13 protein-coding genes are annotated in these 17,007 nt (G+C 74.0%); 11 read left to right on the top strand and 2 right to left on the bottom strand.

Annotation, left to right across the window (positions count from 1 at the left end):
* Positions 1–12 precede the first annotated feature (12 nt).
* The gene (locus ACF08W_RS21490) at positions 13–1,449 is read left to right on the top strand and encodes a DNA-3-methyladenine glycosylase 2 family protein (RefSeq protein ID WP_392280200.1); all 1,437 of its coding nucleotides are present in this window, start codon (positions 13–15) and stop codon (positions 1,447–1,449) included.
* Here the strand turns inward: ACF08W_RS21490 and ACF08W_RS21485 are convergent.
* Together ACF08W_RS21485 and ACF08W_RS21480 are read right to left on the bottom strand one after the other, a co-directional pair.
* Positions 1,374–1,856 carry a DUF456 domain-containing protein gene (locus ACF08W_RS21485; protein WP_352272943.1) on the bottom strand — a complete coding sequence of 161 codons (483 nt, stop codon included), beginning with the start codon at positions 1,854–1,856 and terminating at the stop codon, positions 1,374–1,376. The genes ACF08W_RS21490 and ACF08W_RS21485 overlap by 76 nt on opposite strands.
* A 36-nt stretch (positions 1,857–1,892) precedes the next feature.
* Complete coding sequence (locus tag ACF08W_RS21480; RefSeq protein WP_392280243.1) at positions 1,893–2,885, bottom strand: helix-turn-helix domain-containing protein; 993 nt, start codon at positions 2,883–2,885, stop codon at positions 1,893–1,895.
* A 209-nt stretch (positions 2,886–3,094) separates the two neighbouring features.
* Here ACF08W_RS21480 and ACF08W_RS21475 point away from each other — a divergent pair, with 209 nt between their 5' ends.
* From ACF08W_RS21475 to ACF08W_RS21430, 10 genes are all read left to right on the top strand, one after another.
* Complete coding sequence (locus ACF08W_RS21475; RefSeq protein ID WP_392280199.1) at positions 3,095–6,880, top strand: S8 family serine peptidase; 3,786 nt, start codon at positions 3,095–3,097, stop codon at positions 6,878–6,880.
* Between the two features lie 127 nt (positions 6,881–7,007).
* Entirely contained in the window at positions 7,008–8,135 is a 1,128-nt protein-coding gene (locus ACF08W_RS21470) for a protein phosphatase 2C domain-containing protein (RefSeq protein WP_392280198.1), read from the top strand.
* A 66-nt stretch (positions 8,136–8,201) separates the two neighbouring features.
* Positions 8,202–9,944 carry a pyruvate dehydrogenase gene (locus ACF08W_RS21465; RefSeq protein ID WP_352272940.1) on the top strand — a complete coding sequence of 581 codons (1,743 nt, stop codon included), beginning with the start codon at positions 8,202–8,204 and terminating at the stop codon, positions 9,942–9,944.
* A gap of 109 nt (positions 9,945–10,053) precedes the next feature.
* Complete coding sequence (locus ACF08W_RS21460) at positions 10,054–11,220, top strand: NAD(P)/FAD-dependent oxidoreductase (RefSeq protein WP_392280197.1); 1,167 nt, start codon at positions 10,054–10,056, stop codon at positions 11,218–11,220.
* 145 nt (positions 11,221–11,365) lie between these two features.
* Positions 11,366–11,626 carry a (2Fe-2S)-binding protein gene (locus tag ACF08W_RS21455; RefSeq protein WP_392280242.1) on the top strand — a complete coding sequence of 87 codons (261 nt, stop codon included), beginning with the start codon at positions 11,366–11,368 and terminating at the stop codon, positions 11,624–11,626.
* A complete protein-coding gene (locus ACF08W_RS21450; RefSeq protein ID WP_392280196.1) occupies positions 11,607–13,082 on the top strand; it encodes an NAD(P)/FAD-dependent oxidoreductase in 1,476 nt (491 codons plus the stop codon). Before ACF08W_RS21455 ends, ACF08W_RS21450 begins: the two co-directional genes overlap by 20 nt.
* A 73-nt stretch (positions 13,083–13,155) precedes the next feature.
* The gene (locus ACF08W_RS21445) at positions 13,156–14,064 is read left to right on the top strand and encodes a dihydrodipicolinate synthase family protein (protein WP_352272936.1); all 909 of its coding nucleotides are present in this window, start codon (positions 13,156–13,158) and stop codon (positions 14,062–14,064) included.
* Between the two features lie 119 nt (positions 14,065–14,183).
* On the top strand, positions 14,184–15,185 hold the full coding sequence (locus ACF08W_RS21440; protein WP_385206193.1) for a proline racemase family protein: 1,002 nt from the start codon (positions 14,184–14,186) through the stop codon (positions 15,183–15,185).
* Positions 15,182–16,123, top strand: a complete 942-nt coding sequence (locus ACF08W_RS21435; protein WP_392280195.1) for an ornithine cyclodeaminase family protein — start codon at positions 15,182–15,184, stop codon at positions 16,121–16,123. The genes ACF08W_RS21440 and ACF08W_RS21435 overlap by 4 nt, the downstream gene beginning before the upstream one ends.
* Before the next feature lie 121 nt (positions 16,124–16,244).
* Entirely contained in the window at positions 16,245–16,952 is a 708-nt protein-coding gene (locus ACF08W_RS21430; protein WP_352272933.1) for a GntR family transcriptional regulator, read from the top strand.
* The last annotated feature ends 55 nt before the right edge of the window (positions 16,953–17,007 follow it).

Raw genomic sequence — 17,007 nt, 5'->3', positions numbered from 1 at the left:
CTGGATCGGGTGATGGACGAACGGACCAGGTACGAGGCGGTGAGCAGCCGCGACGCGCGGTTCGACGGCGCTTTCTTCTTCGCCGTCGAGACGACCGGCATCTACTGCCGGCCGAGCTGCCCCGCCGTCACGCCCCGACGGAAGAACGTCCGCTTCTTCCCGACCGCGGCCGCCGCGCAGGGGCACGGCTTCCGGGCCTGCCGCCGCTGCCGCCCGGACGCCGTGCCCGGCTCGGCCGACTGGAACGTCCGGGCCGACGTGGTGGGCCGGGCGGTGCGGATGATCGGCGACGGGGTGGTCGACCGGGAGGGCGTGCCCGGTCTGGCCCGGCGGCTCGGCTACAGCGCGCGGCAGGTGCAGCGGCAGCTCAACGCGGAGCTGGGGGCGGGCCCGGTGGCGCTCGCCCGCGCCCAGCGGGCCCACACCGCCCGGGTCCTGCTCCAGACGACCGGGCTGCCGGTGACCGAGATCGCCTTCGCGTCCGGCTTCGCCAGCGTGCGCCAGTTCAACGACACGGTCCGGCAGATCTACGCCCGCACCCCGAGCGCGCTGCGGGCCGAGGCCGCCACGGGGCTGGGCGCGGCGGTCCGGGAGGCGCGGACCACCGGGGTCCCGCTGCGGCTCGCCCACCGGGGGCCGTACGCGGCCCGGGAGGTCTTCGACCTGCTGGCCGGGGCGATGGTGGACCGGGTCGAGGAGATGGCCGGGGAGCCCGGCGCCCGCACCTACCGGCGCACCCTGCGGCTGCCGTACGGCTCGGGCATCGTGGCCGTCGACGAGCGGTCCGCCGGGCCCTGGCTGGACGCCCGGATCCACCTCACGGACCTGCGGGACCTGACGACCGCCGTCCAGCGGCTGCGGCGCCTCTTCGACCTGGACGCCGACCCGTACGCCGTCGACGAGCGGCTGGCGGCCGATCCGCTGCTCGCCCCGGGGGTGGCCGCCCGCCCCGGGCTGCGCTCGCCGGGCACCGCGGACCCGGAGGAGTTCGCGGTACGGACGCTGGTGGGCGAGGCGGCGGCCGGGCGGCTGGTGGAGGCGTACGGGAAGGTCCTGGACGTGCCCTGCGGCGGGCTGACGCATGTGTTCCCGGAGCCGGGCGCGCTGGCCGGTGCCCCCGAGGCACCGGAGCTGCGGGCGCTGGCCGCCGCCCTCGCCGAGGGGGAGGTGCGGCTCGATGCCGGGGCCGACCGGGAGGAGGCCGAACGGGCGCTTCTGCGGCTGCCCGGGTTCGGCCCGGCGAGGGCGGCCCTCGTCCGGATGCGGGCGCTCGGCGACCCGGACGTCGACCCGGAGCGGTGGCCCGGGGCGGAGTGCTGGCGGCCCTGGCGCTCGTACGGGGCACGCCACCTGGAGCTGCTGCGCCGTGACGCTCAGCCCCAGATCACCGCGCCCAGCCAGCCGCCCGCCACCAGCAGGCACGCGAAGAGCTCGACCAGCACCGAGTAGCCGGTGGCCCGCATCACCGAGCGCACCGACGCCCAGCCCGCGCCCCGGCTGCCCAGCCGCAGCCGCTCCGCACCGTAGATGGCCCCCACGTAGCCGATGACCGCGCCCACCACCGGCACCACGAAGAAGCCCAGGATCGCGGCGATGCCGCCCAGCAACGGCGTCCTGCGCGGCGCTCCCGTCTCACGCGGGCGGCGCGGCGGCAGCAGCGGCTTCAGCGCCTGGTCCAGCAGCAGCACCGCCGTCGCGCCGATGAGCACGCCCCAGGCGAGCGGCGACGTGTCGGTCAGCGCCCACCACAGCACGGCGGCCCAGACGATCGCCTGTCCCGGTACCCCCGGAACCAGCACGCCGAGCAGGCCCAGGAACATGACCAGGCCGACGGCGACGAGTTGCCACACACCCATCTGACCAGACTGCCGGAGTCCGGCCGGTCCCGCCCGTCAGCGTTCCCTGGGGGTACGGGCCACCCAGCCCCGTTCGTAGGCGTGCCAGCCGAGCTGGAGCCGGGTCGAGACGCCCGTCAGCTCCATCAGGCCCTTCACCCGGCGCTGCACCGTCCGCAGTCCCAGCTCCAGCTGCTTGGCCACGCTCGCGTCGGTCAGCCCGGCCAGCAGCAGCGACAGGATCTCCAGATCCGTGGCGTCCGGGCCGGTGTCCTCCTCCGCCGGGATGCCGCTCTCGCTCATCCGGAGCGGCATCGCCTCGCGCCACACCGCCTCGAAGAGCCCCATCAGCGACTCCAGCAGCCCGGAGGAGTGGACCACCAGGGCGGCGGGCTCGGCGCCGCGCCCGGTCAGCGGCACCATCGCGAGGGTGCGGTCGGCGACGACCAGCTTGGTCGGCACCCGGTCGATCACCCGGCACTGCTCGTTCCGGCTCAGCGCCGCCGACAGCTCCATGATCCCGTACGGCAGCGAGAGCAGTTCCCGCTCGACCACCACCCGGTAGGAGACCCCGCGGGTGGCGGCCTGCTCCTCGGCCTCGTTCTCCATGCCGGTGACCGCGATCGGTTTCCCGGTGACCAGGGCGCAGACCTCGCTCGTCGCACCCAGCTGCAACTGGTGGAAGCGGTGCGAGACGGCGCTCCCGCCCGTGACCACCTCGACCAGGTCGTGGACGGCGGGCCCGGCGGCCTCCGCCCGGTACTCCTCGGCGAGGAGCGCCACCGCCAGCTCGGCCTGCTCCAGCTGGTGGCGCTGCTGGGTCAGCAGGGCGCCGAGCGCCACCCCCGGCGGAGCGGCCACCCAGCGGCCCGGCCGCGCGGAGGACTGGGCGGCCAGTCCGTGCTGCTCCAGCCTGCGCAGAGCGCGTTCGGTGTCCGGCTCGGGAAGCACCAGCCGGTGTGCGAGATCGGAGACCTCCGCGGCGCCCACCGCCACGAGCGCGCGGTACGCCGACTCCTGTATCTCGTCGAGACCTATGGCTCCCAGCATCCCCAGACCCTCCCGGACGAGCTTGTTCCGCACCGTGTCGCCGTGGCCGGGCACCCGGTCGTGGCGGAAAACGGCCACGGCGTAAACCCGCCGTGTACATCATCCCTTTAACGTCCGTCGCTCTGCCAATGTGGCGCCACCGCAGTACCAACAACCGTCGTTAGGCGGCGGTTTGAGCTGGTTGGTTCCGTATTTACTTGGGGAGAGCGATGCGTCCGATATCGCGCACGGCGCTGGGAGCGGCCACCGCCGCCGTCCTGGCCGTCACCGCGATCGCCCCGTCAGCGGCAGCGCCGCAGGACGGTGCGACAGGCAAGAGACCACTGACCGGCAGCTCCGCCGCGCAGGCGAAGAAGGCCGAACCGGTCACCGTGACCCTGGTCACCGGCGACAAGGTCCTGGTGCGCACGGACGGTTCGGGGGCCTCCTCGGTCACCGCGCTGCCGCGCGAGGACGGGACCGTACCCCTGCTCCAGACCCGGCAGTCGGGCAAGGACCTGTACGTCTACCCCGAGTCGGCCACCGCCGCGCTGGCCGACGGCACGGTCGACGAGGAACTCTTCAACGTCACCGGCCTCGTCCGGCAGGGCTACGACGACGCGCACACCAAGGCGCTGCCGCTGATCGCGGTGTACGGCAAGGGCAAGGCCCGCACCGCACGGGCCGCCACCCCGCGCGGCGCCAAGCGCGGTCCGGTCCTGGACGTCATCGACGGGGTCGCCCTCAAGGCCGACAAGGCGAAGGCCGCCGACTTCTGGTCGGACGTCACCGGGGCCGGAACGGGCACCGCCGCCCGCGGCCTCGCCTCCTCGGGGCTGAAGAAGCTCTGGCTCGACCGCAAGGTCCGGGCCAGTCTCGACAAGTCGACCAAGCAGGTCGGCGCCGACCTCGCCTGGGCCGCCGGATTCGACGGCAAGGGCACCAAGGTCGCCGTCCTCGACACCGGCGTCGACGCCGAACACCCCGACCTCAAGGGCCGGGTCACCGCCTCGGAGAACTTCACCGACTCCGACAGCACCGACGACCGGCAGGGCCACGGCACCCACACCATCTCCACCGTCGGCGGCTCCGGCGCGGCCAGCGGCGGCAGGAAGAAGGGCGTCGCCCCCGGCGCCGACCTGCTCGCCGGGAAGGTCCTCAACGACAGCGGCTCCGGCGCCGAGTCCTGGATCATCGCCGGCATGCAGTGGGCCGTCGACCAGAAGGCCGACGTCGTCTCGATGAGCCTCGGCTCCCCGGAACCGACCGACTGCACCGACCCGATGAGCCTCGCCGCCGAGAAGCTGGCGCAGAGCGAGGACACCCTGTTCGTGGTCGCCGCCGGCAACGCCGGCCCGACGCTGAACACCGTCTCCTCGCCCGGCTGCGCCCCCGGCGTGCTCACCGTCGGCGCCGTCGACCGCGACGACACCACCGCCCAGTTCTCCAGCCGCGGCCCCGCCGTCGAGACGCACACCCTCAAGCCCGAGATCGCCGCCCCCGGCGTCGCCATCTCGGCCGCCTCCGCCGGAGGCCGGGGCGTCTACGCGTACCGGTCGATGTCCGGCACGTCGATGGCCACCCCGCACGTCGCGGGCGCCGCCGCCATCGTGAAGCAGCGCCACCCCGACTGGACCGCCCAGCAGATCAAGGCGGCGCTCGTCTCGTCCGCGAAGAGCGACATCCCCGGCGACGTCCGCGAGACCGGTGGCGGACGCCTCGACGTCAAGGCCGCCATCGACACCACGGTCGTAGGTGCCCCCGCCCTCCAGGGCGGCACCTACGCGTGGCCGCAGGACCGCAGCGACCGCACCACCGTCGACGTCCCGTACACCAACTCCGGTACCAAGCCGGTCAAGCTGTCGCTGAAGGTCCAGGGCGTCACCGGCAACGACGGCTCCGCCGTCCGCTCCGCCGTCGCCAAGCTCGGCTCCAAGAGCGTCACCGTCCCGGCCGGGGCCACCGTCAAGGTCCCGCTGGCCATCGACCCGACCGCGAAGCTGACGGCCGCCCAGTACGGCGACGTCACGGGACGCGTCCTCGCCACCGGCCCCGGCGGCGCCAAGGTCTCCACCCCGTTCTCGCTGTACGTGGGCGCCGAGACCGTCACCCTGCGGGTCAAGCTCGTCGACCGCGCGGGCAAGCCTGCCGGAGGCTCCTCCTCGCTGGACGTCATCGGCACCGACACCGCCAGCGGTGAGCGCCGCTTCAACGACGGCGCCGCCGACCAGGTCTACCGGCTGCGCCCCGGCGCGTACTTCGTGTCCAGCTTCGTCATCTCCCCGGACCCGGCGGACTCCACCGGCCGTCTCGACGAGTCGATCGCCTACCTGGCCCGGCCGCAGCTGAACCTGACCAAGGACACCACCCTCGTCCTGGACGCCCGCAAGGCCCACCGCGTCCAGGTGAGGACCGCCGACCGCGCCACCGAGAGCCACTCCACCACGCTCGCCTTCGGCCGCACCTGGGACGGCGCCTGGCTGCACGCGGGCTCCCTCACCGCCGGCTCCGACGTACGGAACTACCTGGCGGACGTCCAGGGCCGGGCGAGCGACGGCGACTTCGAGTTCGCCAGCTTCTGGCGCGCCTACGTCCCGCAGATCGAGAAGCTCTCCGTCGTCGGCGGCGCCGCCCTGCACCCGACGGTGGCGAGCACCGGCTCCGTCAACCTCGACGGCACCGGGCGCGCCGGACTTGTCGACGCCGGAACCGGCACCCCGGCCGAGCTGAAGGCCGCGGGCGCCGAAGGGAAGATCGTCCTGGTGGACGCGGGCGACGACGACCTGATGGTCAATCAGGCGCGCGACGCCAAGGCCGCGGGCGCCAAGGCCGTCCTCGCCCACCGCGCCGCCCCCGGCCCCTGGAAGCCGTCCGTCGGTTTCGGCCAGCCGGGCGTGCCCGTCCTGGGCGTCGAGTCCGGTGAGGCCGCCGTGCTGAAGGCCGCCCTGGCCAAGGGCCCGGTCACGCTGGACTGGAAGGCCACCGCGGTCAGCCCGTACGTCTACAACCTCGCGTTCCCCGAGACCGGCCCGATCACCTCGGACCGCACCTACACGGTCCGGGACGCCAAGCTCGGCAAGGTGAACGCGAACTACGAGGCGATGGGCGTCGCCGCCGACTACATCGACATCATGCTCATCAACCGGCCGTACGGCGCGGTGTTCTCCGCCGCCAACGACGTCGTCGCCGCTCCCACCAGGCGTACCGAGTTCTACTCGGCGGGCGACACCGGCTGGGTCCGGTACCTCTCCTCCAGCTTCCCCTGGGGCGAGACGATGACCGACCAGTCGCGCAGCTACAAGGCGGGATCGACGCGCACGGAGAACTGGTACCGGGGCATCCCCGTCCCGGCCGCCCCGCGCGACGACGCCGGGAAGCCGGCACTCGCCGCCGAGCGCCAGGACAACCTGATCGGCGTCGCCCCCGGCTTCTGGAGCGACAGCGAGCACGCCGGTCTCCAGGGCTCCTTCGGCGACATCGGCAGCATGAGCCTCCGCAGCAACGGCGAGCTCATCGACGAGACCGGCTGGCCGTCCGGGGTGTTCACCGTCCCGGCCGAGGACGCCGCGTACGAACTCACCCTGAGGACGACCCGGTTCGGCCAGCCGGCGGCCGTGTGGAAGCGGTCCACCAGCACCGAGACCACCTGGAAGTTCCGCTCGAAGCGCGACGAGAACGCCTACTCCCAGGGCATCCCGCTGCTCTTCCCGGGCTACGACCTGGACACCGACGGGCTCAAGACCCTTCCGGCCAAGGACGGTCAGACGATCGGTCTGAGCGTCTCCGGCCACGCGGGTTACACCCCCGGAAAGCTGACCGCGGCCAAGGTCTCGTACTCCTACGACGGCGGGGAGACCTGGACCGCGGCCACCACCGCGCAGCGTGACGGCCGGTGGACCGCGACCGTGGACCACGCGGGCGCGGCGGGCAAGCCCGTCACCCTGCGGACCGAGCTGACGGACGCCAACGGCAACTCCGTCGTCCAGACCGTGACCGACGCGTACGCCGTGCGCTGACGACACCCCGACCGGGTCCGCCGGGCGTCCTTCCCGTGGGGGGTGGGGACGTCCGGCGGACCCCTGTTCCCGGCCGTCTTTGCGGATGCGCCGTTTTCCCGGTGCCCCGGCTGCCGACAATAAGGGCATGAGCCAGCAGGGGGAGAGCCCCGCCGCCGAGGACGCGTGGTGGCGCAGGCTGTACGACGAGAAGGCCCGGGACACCGGCCCGGGCGACACGGCCGACACCCTCGACGACCGCTTCGACTCGGCGTCCGGCGCGGTGGGCCCGGACGGGCCCGTCCCGCCGGACCGGGACGCCGTCACTCCACCGGAGCCGCCCCGGCCGGCAGAACCCGCGGCGCCGACCCGCGCCGAACCGCCGCCCCACCGGGGGTTCGGCCAGTTGGGCGACCGCCCGTCCCGCTACGACGCCGAGCCCACCGCGCTGCCCGCCACCGGTCCGGAGCAGCTGGACGAGCTCGTCCCCGACACCGCTCTCGACGGCGCCCGCTACGGCACGTACACCCTGCGCGCCGCCTCTGTACGCGGGGACGCCGCCCGGTCCCGGGGCGAGCCCCGCCGGGACGCGCTGCTCACCGCCCGCTTCGGCGACGACGAGGAGGCGCTGGTCCTGGTCGCCGTCGCCACCGGGGCCCGGTCCACCGGGGCCGCTCACCGGGCGGCGGCCGACGCCTGCCGCTGGATCGGCACGGCCGTCGCCCGCAGCCACGCCCGGCTCTCCGACGACATAAGGGCCGGCCGCCGCCAGGACCTCAAGTCCGGGCTGAACCGCCTCACCGACCGCACCTACGGAAGGCTGCGCGCCCGCGCCGCCGAGCTGGGGGAGGAACCGGAGCGGTACACCGCGAGCCTGCGCTGCCTGCTGCTGCCGGCCGACCCCGACTGCCGCACCCGGGTCTTCTTCGGCGTCGGAGCGGGCGGACTGCTCCGGCTGCGCGACGGTGTCTGGCAGGACCTCGACCCGCGGACCCCGCCGTCCGGGGAGACCCCGCCCGGGGGCGCGCCCGGCGCGGAGCCGCCCGCCGAGCCGTTCCGGTTCCGGGGCTCGGTGGCCCGGTCGGGCGACGTCCTGCTGCTCTGCAGCCCCGGGCTGGCCGCACCGCTGCGCGGCGAACCCGCCCTGGCGAAGGAGCTCGCCGCCCGCTGGGAGGCCCCGGCCCCGCCCGGCCTCGCGGCCTTCCTCACCGACACCGGGCTCCGGGTGCAGGGGTACTCCGACGACCGTACGGGGGCGGGCGTCTGGGAGGCGTAACCGCGCGTGCCATGGGTTGATGGGAGCGGAAGTCCCGAAGCCGCAGTGGGGAAAGGGCACGCACCCATGGCCAAGCAGAACGTGTCGGAGCAGTTCGTCGACATCCTCGCCCGGGCGGGCGTGAAGCGGATGTACGGGGTCGTCGGCGACAGCCTCAACCCGGTCGTCGACGCCATCCGGCGCAACCGGTCCATCGACTGGATCCAGGTCCGGCACGAGGAGACCGCGGCGTTCGCCGCCGGTGCCGAGGCCCAGATCACCGGGTCACTGGCGGCCTGCGCCGGATCGTGCGGCCCCGGCAACCTCCACCTCATCAACGGCCTCTACGACGCCCACCGCTCCATGGCCCCGGTGCTCGCCCTGGCCTCGCACATCCCGTCGAGCGAGATCGGGCTCGGCTACTTCCAGGAGACCCATCCGGAGCTGCTCTTCCAGGAGTGCAGCCACTACAACGAGATGATCTCCAATCCGCAGCAGATGCCGCGGCTGCTCCAGACCGCCATCCAGCACGCGGTCGGCCAGGGCGGCGTCAGCGTCGTCACGATGCCGGGCGACATCGCGGCCCAGCCGGCCCCCGAGCGGTCGGTCGAGCACGCGCTGGTCACCTCGCGGCCGACGGTCCGGCCCGGTGACGCGGAGATCGACGCGCTCGCCCGGATGGTCGACGCGGCGAAGCGGGTGACCCTGTTCTGCGGCAGCGGCACGGCCGGGGCCCACGCGGAGGTGATGGCCTTCGCCGAACGGGTGAAGGCACCGGTCGGGCACGCGCTGCGCGGCAAGGAGTGGATCCAGTACGACAACCCGTACGACGTGGGGATGAGCGGACTGCTGGGCTACGGCGCCGCCTACGAGGCGACCCACGAGTGCGATCTGCTGATCCTGCTCGGCACGGACTTCCCGTACAACGCCTTCCTCCCGACCGATGTGAAGATCGTCCAGGTCGATGTGCGCCCCGAGCACCTGGGCCGCCGGTCCCAGCTGGACCTGGCGGTCTGGGGCGACGTCCGGGAGACGCTGCGCTGTCTGACCCCGCAGGTGAGGACCAAGACCGACCGCAGGTTCCTCGACCGGATGCTGAAGAAGCACGCCGACGCCCTGGAGGGCGTGGTCAAGGCGTACACCCGCAAGGTCGACAAGCACGTCCCGATCCACCCGGAGTACGTCGCCGCGGTGCTGGACGAACTGGCCGACGAGGACGCCGTGTTCACCGTCGACACCGGCATGTGCAACGTGTGGGCCGCCCGTTACCTCTCGCCCAACGGCAGGCGCCGGGTCATCGGGTCGTTCAGCCACGGTTCGATGGCCAACGCGCTCCCGCAGGCGATCGGCGCCCAGTTCACCGACCGGAACCGGCAGGTGGTCTCGATGTCGGGCGACGGCGGATTCACCATGCTGATGGGCGACTTCCTGACGCTGGTCCAGCACGATCTGCCGGTGAAGGTCGTCGTCTTCAACAACTCCTCCCTCGGCATGGTCGAGCTGGAGATGCTCGTCGCGGGCCTGCCGTCGTTCGGCACGACCAACGACAACCCGGACTTCGCCGCGGTCGCCCGCGCCTGCGGGGCGTACGGGGTGCGGGTGGAGAAGCCCAAACAGCTCGAAGGCGCCCTCAAGGACGCCTTCAAGCACCGGGGCCCGGCCCTCGTCGACGTCGTCACCGACCCCAACGCCCTTTCCATCCCGCCGAAGATCAGCGCCGACATGCTGACCGGCTTCGCGCTCTCCGCCAGCAAGATCGTGCTGGACGGGGGAGTGGGCCGGATGGTCCAGATGGCCCGCTCCAACCTGCGCAACGTGCCCCGCCCCTGAACGGGCGGGCGGCCTCCGCCCGTTCGGCAGGTCCGCCTGGGACGGTGACTGATCAACCGTCCTCGCGGACACCCTTGGCGACCCTTGAGCAATGTGACATATTACTGACGTGCTCACGAGACGCCCCCTGGATGCCGTCATCATCGGGGCCGGAGTGGTCGGTGCGGCCTGTGCCCACTACGCCTCCCGGTCCGGACTCTCCGTAGCCGTCGTCGACCGGGGTCCGGTGGCGGGCGGAACCACCGGAGCCGGTGAGGGAAACCTCCTGGTCTCCGACAAGGTGCCCGGACCGGAGCTCGAACTCGCCCTGCTCTCCGCCCGGTTGTGGCAGGGACTGGCCGAGGAGCTGCCCCCGGGCATCGAGTACGAGGCCAAGGGGGGCGTGGTCGTCGCGGCGTCCGGGGACTCCCTGGCCGCCCTGTCCGCCACCGCCGAGGGCCAGTGCGCGGCGGGCGTCGAGGCGCACCCCGTCACCGCCGACCGGCTCCGGGACGTCGAGCCCCACCTCGCGCCCGGACTGGCCGGCGGCTGCCACTACCCGCAGGACGCCCAGGTCCAGCCCGCCCTGGCGGCCGCGGAGTTGTTGCGGTCGGCGGCCCGCTCCGGTGCGCTCGTGCGCCCCGGGGAGGAGGTGGTCGGGATCCTCCGCGACGGGGCCGGCGCGGTGTGCGGAGTGCGTACCGTACGGGGGGAGCTGCGGGCCCCCGCCGTGGTCAACGCTGCAGGCACCTGGGGCGGCGAACTCGCCGCGCTGGCCGGGGTGGAACTCCCGGTCCTGCCGCGCCGGGGCTTCGTCCTCGTCACCGAACCGCTGCCCCGGCTGATCCGGCACAAGGTCTACGCGGCGGAGTACGTCGCCGACGTGTCGAGCGGATCCGCCGCGCTCCAGACCTCGCCCGTGGTGGAGGGGACCCCCTCCGGACCGGTGCTCATCGGGGCGAGCCGCGAACGGGTCGGCTTCGACCGGACGTTCTCCGTGCCGGTGGCCGCCCGGCTGGCGGCGGCCGCCACCGCGCTCTTCCCCGTCCTCGCCGACGTACGGGTGATCCGCGCGTACCACGGCTTCCGCCCGTACCTGCCCGACCACCTCCCGGCGATCGGACCGGATCCCCGGGTGCCGGGGCTCTTCCACGCCTGCGGGCACGAGGGGGCGGGGATCGGGCTGGCCCCGGCGACCGGGCTGCTGATCGCCGAGGCGGTCCGGGGGGCGCGGCCCACCCTCGACCTCGCCCCGTTCGCCCCCGAACGGTTCGACCCCGGGCGCCGGGCCGGATGACGGTACGGGTGTCCGCCACCCGCCGCACCGCCGGGAACAGCCCGGGAACAGCTTCAGTGAGGACCGAGGAGAGGCACCAGTGAGACGCAGCCGAGCACGTACCCCCGCCGAACTCGTCGGCGCCGCACCGGAACCGGAGTTCCGGATGACCTTCGACGGCCGCCCGGTCGCGGGGCTTCCGGGCCAGACCGTCGCCGCCGCACTCTGGGCGGCGGGCATCCTCAGCTGGCGCACCACCCGGGTCGAGGGCCGCCCGAGAGGCGCCTTCTGCGGCATCGGCGCCTGCTACGAATGCCTGGCCACCGTCAACGGCCGCCCCAACCAGCGGGCCTGCCTGCTGCCCGCCCGACCGGGCGACACCATCACGACCCAGGAGGGCGACGGACATGCCGCACTCGACGGATGAGCCCCGACCCCGGGGCACCGACCGCGCCGGGTTCGCCGGGCTCGCCGTGGTGGGCGCGGGGCCGGCCGGTCTGGCCGCGGCCGTCACCGCCGCCGACCGGGGACTCGACGTGGTCCTGCTGGACGCGGCCGACGCCCCCGGCGGGCAGTACTACCGCAGCCCGGCCCCCGGGCTCGGCGCCGCCCGCCCCGAAGCCCTCCACCACCACTGGAACGCCTTCGCGGACCTCTCCGCCCGGCTCGCCGTACACCGCTCCACCGGCGCGGTCCGCCACCTCGCCCGCCACCAGGTGTGGACGGTCGAACGGGCCGGGGGCGAGGGCTGGATCCTGCACGCGGTCACCTGCGACGACCGGGAGACCCGCACCGCCGTCCACGCCCGCCGCGTCGTCCTGGCGACCGGCGCGTACGAGCGCCAGCTCCCGTTCCCCGGCTGGACCCTCCCCGGAGTGGTGAGCGCGGCCGGGGCCCAGGCGATGCTCAAGTCCGGGCTGGTCCTCCCCGGGCGCCGGATCGTGGTCGCCGGGAGCGGCCCGCTCCTCCAGGCCGTCGCCGCCTCGCTGACGCGGGCCGGGGCGAGCGTCCCGGCCCTGGTCGAGGCCGCCGGGTACGGCGCGTACGCCCGCGCGCCCCGGGTGCTGGCCGGCAACCCCGGCAAGGCGGTGGAGGGCGCCCGGTACGGGGTCGAACTGGCCCGCGCCGGGGTGCGGATGCTGACCCGCCGGGCGGTCACCGAGGTGCACGGGGACGAGCGGGTCGAGGCGGTGACCGTCAGCCGGGTGGACCACCGGTGGCGTCCCGTGGCCGGGACCGGGCGCCGGATCGCCTGCGACGCGCTCGCCGTCGGCCACGGACTCGTACCGCAGCTGGACCTCGCCCTGGCGGCCGGGTGCTCCACCCGTACCGGCCCCGACGGCAGCCACGCGGTCACCGTCGACCGCTCCCTCGCGACCACTGTCACCGGGATCTGGGCCGCCGGTGAGACGGGCGGTGTCGCAGGCGTCGAACTCGCCCTCTGTGAGGGTGAGCTGGCGGCCCTCGCGGTCGTCCGTGAGGTACGGGGCGGAGTGCGCGCGAAGGACGCCCGCCGGGCGGTCGCCCTGGGGCGCGCCCGGCGCCGGATGCGGGAGTTCGCCGCCGTGATGGGGGCCGCGCACCGGCCGGGGGACGGCTGGAGCGAGTGGCTGGCCGACGACACGGAGGTCTGCCGCTGCGAGGAGGTCACCGCGGGCCGGATCCGTACCGCCTGCACCGAGTTGGGCGCCGGTGACACCCGTACCGCCAAGCTGCTCACCCGGGCCGGAATGGGCTGGTGCCAGGGGCGCACCTGCGGACTCGCCGTCCGTGCCCTGGCCGCCGCACACGGCTCCGGGACCGCGCCCGGCGGCCCCGACCGCCGACCGCTGGCCTGCCCCGTGAAGCTCGGCACCCTCGCCGACCTGACCGACCCCGGATAGCTCCCGACCGCTACCACTACCGCTGTCCTGATGTCACCGCACTGTGCCATGTCACACCTCTCAAGGAGTCACGATGCAGACGAACACCGATCAGCGCACCCGCCCCTGGCACGGAATCATGGTCGCCACCCCGATCACCCTGCGCGAGGACCGCACCATCGACTACGACGCCTTCGCCGCCCATGTGCGCTGGCTCATCGAGTCGGGCTGCGACGGGGTGGTGCCCAACGGCTCGCTCGGGGAGTACCAGACCCTCACCGACGACGAACGCGAAGAGGTGGTCCGGGTCGCGGTCGAGGCCGCCGGTGACGGCAACCGGGTCATGCCGGGCGTCTCCGCGTACGGCAGCGCCGAATCGCGGCGCTGGGCGGAACGGGCCGCCGAGGCGGGCGCCGGCTCCGTCCTGCTGCTGCCGCCCAACGGGTACCGCTGCGAGGACGAGGCGGTGCGCGCCCACTACGCCGAGGTGGCCGAGGCCGGCGTACCCGTCGTCGCGTACAACAACCCCTTCGACACCAAGGTCGACCTGAGCCCCCAGCTGCTCGCCCGGCTCCACCAGGACGGCAGTGTGGTGGCGGTCAAGGAGTTCAGCGGCGACGTCCGCAGGGCGTACGAGATCGCCGAGGCGGCACCCGGCCTCGATCTGCTGATCGGCGCCGACGACGTGCTGCTGGAACTGGCGCTGGGCGGTGCCGTCGGCTGGATCGCGGGCTGCCCGAACATGCTGCCGTCCTCCTGCGTCGACCTGTACCGGGCCGCGGTCGCCGGTGACCTGGCCACCGCCCTGCCGCTCTACCGGGAGCTGCACCCGCTGCTGCGCTGGGACTCCAAGCCGGAGTTCGTCCAGGCCATCAAGGCGTCCATGGACGTCGTCGGCCGGCACGGCGGCCGCACCCGGCCCCCGCGCTTCCCGCTGCCCGCGGAGGACCTGGCCGCCGTGCGCGCCGCGACGGAGAAGGTACTGGCCGGCGGCGCGCACTGACCCGCGCACCCGCCGGTCCGGGCCCGGCCCAGCACGGGCCGGCCCGGACCGTGCCGCCCGCCGTGATCCCGTGATCCCGTGATCTTCTTCGTGTCCGCCGTGACGAACCAGGGGGAGCCTTGCAGACCCGTCACATCTTCCACGCCGTCGACTCGCACACCGAGGGCATGCCGACCCGGGTCATCACCGGTGGCGTCGGCACCATCCCCGGCGCCACCATGGCCGAGCGGCGCGCCCACTTCCAGCAGCACCGCGACGCCGTGCGCACCCTGCTCATGTACGAACCGCGCGGCCACGCCGCGATGAGCGGCGCCATCCTCCAGCCGCCCACCCGGCCGGACGCGGACTTCGGCGTCCTCTACATCGAGGTCTCCGGCTTCCTGCCGATGTGCGGGCACGGCACCATCGGGGTGGCGACCGTGCTGGTGGAGACCGGCATGGTGGAGGTCACCGAACCCGTCACCACCGTACGGCTGGACACCCCGGCCGGGCTCGTCTCCGTCGACGTACGGGTGAAGGACGGTGAGGCCACCGCGGTGACGCTCACCAACGTCCCGGCGTTCAGCGTCGCGCTGGACCGGACGGCCGAGGTGCCCGGGTACGGGACGGTGCGCTACGACCTCGCCTACGGCGGGAACTTCTACGCGATGGTCGAGCTGGCCGACCTCGGGCTGCCCTTCGACCGGGCGCGCAAGGACGACATCCTGGCCGCCGGACTCGCCCTGATGGACGTGGTCAACGCCACCGGCCGGCCCGTCCACCCGGAGGCCCCGGACATCCACGGCCTCAAGCACGTCCAGTTCCTGGCACCCGGCTCCGACGCCCGCCACTCCCGGCACGCGATGGCCATCCACCCCGGCTGGTTCGACCGCTCGCCCTGCGGCACGGGCACCTCCGCCCGGATGGCGCAACTGCACGCGCGCGGCGAACTCCCGCTGGGCGCGGACTTCGTCAACGAGTCGTTCATCGGCACCTCGTTCACCGGGCGGCTCGTCGAGGAGACCACCGTGGGCGGGCTCCCGGCCGTCGTGCCCACCGTCACCGGGCGCGCCTGGATCACCGGTACCGCACAATTCTTCCTGAACCCGTCCGACCCCTTCCCCGAAGGATTTCTGCTGTGAACCTTCCCCTGCTCGGCGCCGACGACATCGCGGCCCTGGGACCGCGAGCGGCGGCCGACGCGCTGGAGGCGGCGCTGGGCGGGGGGCTGGACCCGGAGACGGTCCCTCCCCGCCACCACCTCCCGGTGCCCGGCGGAGAGCTGCTGATCATGCCCGCCACCACCCGGCGGGTCACCGGAGTGAAGATCGCCGGGGTCGCCCCCGACAACCCGGCGCGCGGCCTGCCCCGGATCACCGGAAGCTACCTCCTGCTCGACGGGGCCACCCTGCTGCCCCTCGCCCTGCTGGACGGGGCCGCGCTCACCACCCTGCGGACACCGGCGGTCTCCGCGCTGGCGATCCGCCACCTCACCGGTCCCGTCGTGCGCCACCTGGTGCTCTTCGGCACGGGGCCGCAGGCGTACGGGCACCTCGACGCGGTACTGGCGGAGCGCCGCGTCGAACGGGTCACCGTGACCGGCCGGACCGCGCGGCGGGCCGAGGAGCTCGCCGGGTACGCCCGGCGGCGCGGCGTGGAGGCCGGCACCGGGCGGGCGGACGGCGCCGACGTCGCCACCGCCGACCTGGTGCTCTGCTGCACGGCCTCCGCCACTCCGCTCTTCGACGGTGCCCTGGTGCCGGACGGGGCGACGGTCGTCGCGGTCGGCTCGCACACCCCGGACGCCCGCGAGGTCGACAGCGCGCTGGTGGCCCGGTCCGCCGTCTTCGTCGAGGCCCGCACGGCGGTGCTGGCGGGTGCGGGCGATCTGCTGATCCCCCTGGCGGAGGGGGTGTTCGCCGGAGAGGACATCGTCGGCGGGCTGTCCGACCTGGTCACCGGCCGGGTCCCGGGCGGCGTTCCGGCCGCTTCCTCGGGGCCCCGGTTCTTCAAGAGCGTCGGCATGGGGTGGGAGGACCTGGCCGTCGCGGAGGCGGTGCACCGCAACTCCGCCCCGTAACAGGGAGATCGGTGGGAAGGGCGTCCACAGTGGACGGATGGGCACGGACCGGGGACATCGGGCGTCCATGGAAACGTGACATTGTATCCTGAGGCTCCGCACGGTGCTGGAGGATGCAGACATGGCCCGCCTGACGACGCTCAACGCCATCTCCGCGCAGGAGCACTTGCGCGACCAGGTGGCGAACGCCCTCAGGGCGGCCCTCATCTCGGGGGAGCTCCGTCCCGGCGTGATCTACTCCGCCCCCGCCCTCGCCGCCGACTTCGGGGTCTCCGCCACCCCGGTCCGCGAGGCCATGCTCGACCTGGCCCGCGAGGGCCTGGTGGAGGCCGTGCGCAACAAGGGCTTCCGCGTGACGGAGCTGACCGAACAGGACCTGGACGACTTCACGGAGCTCCGGGTCATGATCGAGGTGCCCACCGTCGGCCGGATCGCCCGGATGGGGAAGACCGCGGAGCTGGAGGCGCTGCGGCCGCTCGCGCGGGCCATCGTCGAGGCCGCCGCCGAGCACGACATACTCGGCTACCTGGAGGCCGACCGCCGCTTCCACCTCGAACTGCTCGGCCTGGCCGGCAACCGCCGTCTGGTGGAGGAGGTCGGCAATCTGCGCAAGCGCTCCCGCCTCTTCGGGCTGAACCGGCTCGACGCGTCCGGGCTGCTGGTCCAGTCGGCCGAGGAGCACGCCCAGTTGCTGGACCTGCTGATCGCGGGGGACGCGGCGGGCGCCGAGCGGTGCATGCTGGGCCACATGTCCCACGTCAGGAACCTCTGGGCCGAGGAGAACCCCGACGGGGCGGAGGTCGACCGCCCCCGGGTGGCCAAGGCCTGACCGCGGGGTCCGGCACCGCCCTCCCGGCCCCGCCGGGACGGGGCCGGGAGGGGCG

This window comes from Streptomyces sp. NPDC015144 (genome assembly GCF_043079735.1).
Classification (GTDB): Bacteria; Actinomycetota; Actinomycetes; order Streptomycetales; family Streptomycetaceae; genus Streptomyces.
The sequence above is the reverse complement of the archived record's forward strand: the minus strand, read 5'-3'. Positions and strand labels throughout refer to the sequence as shown.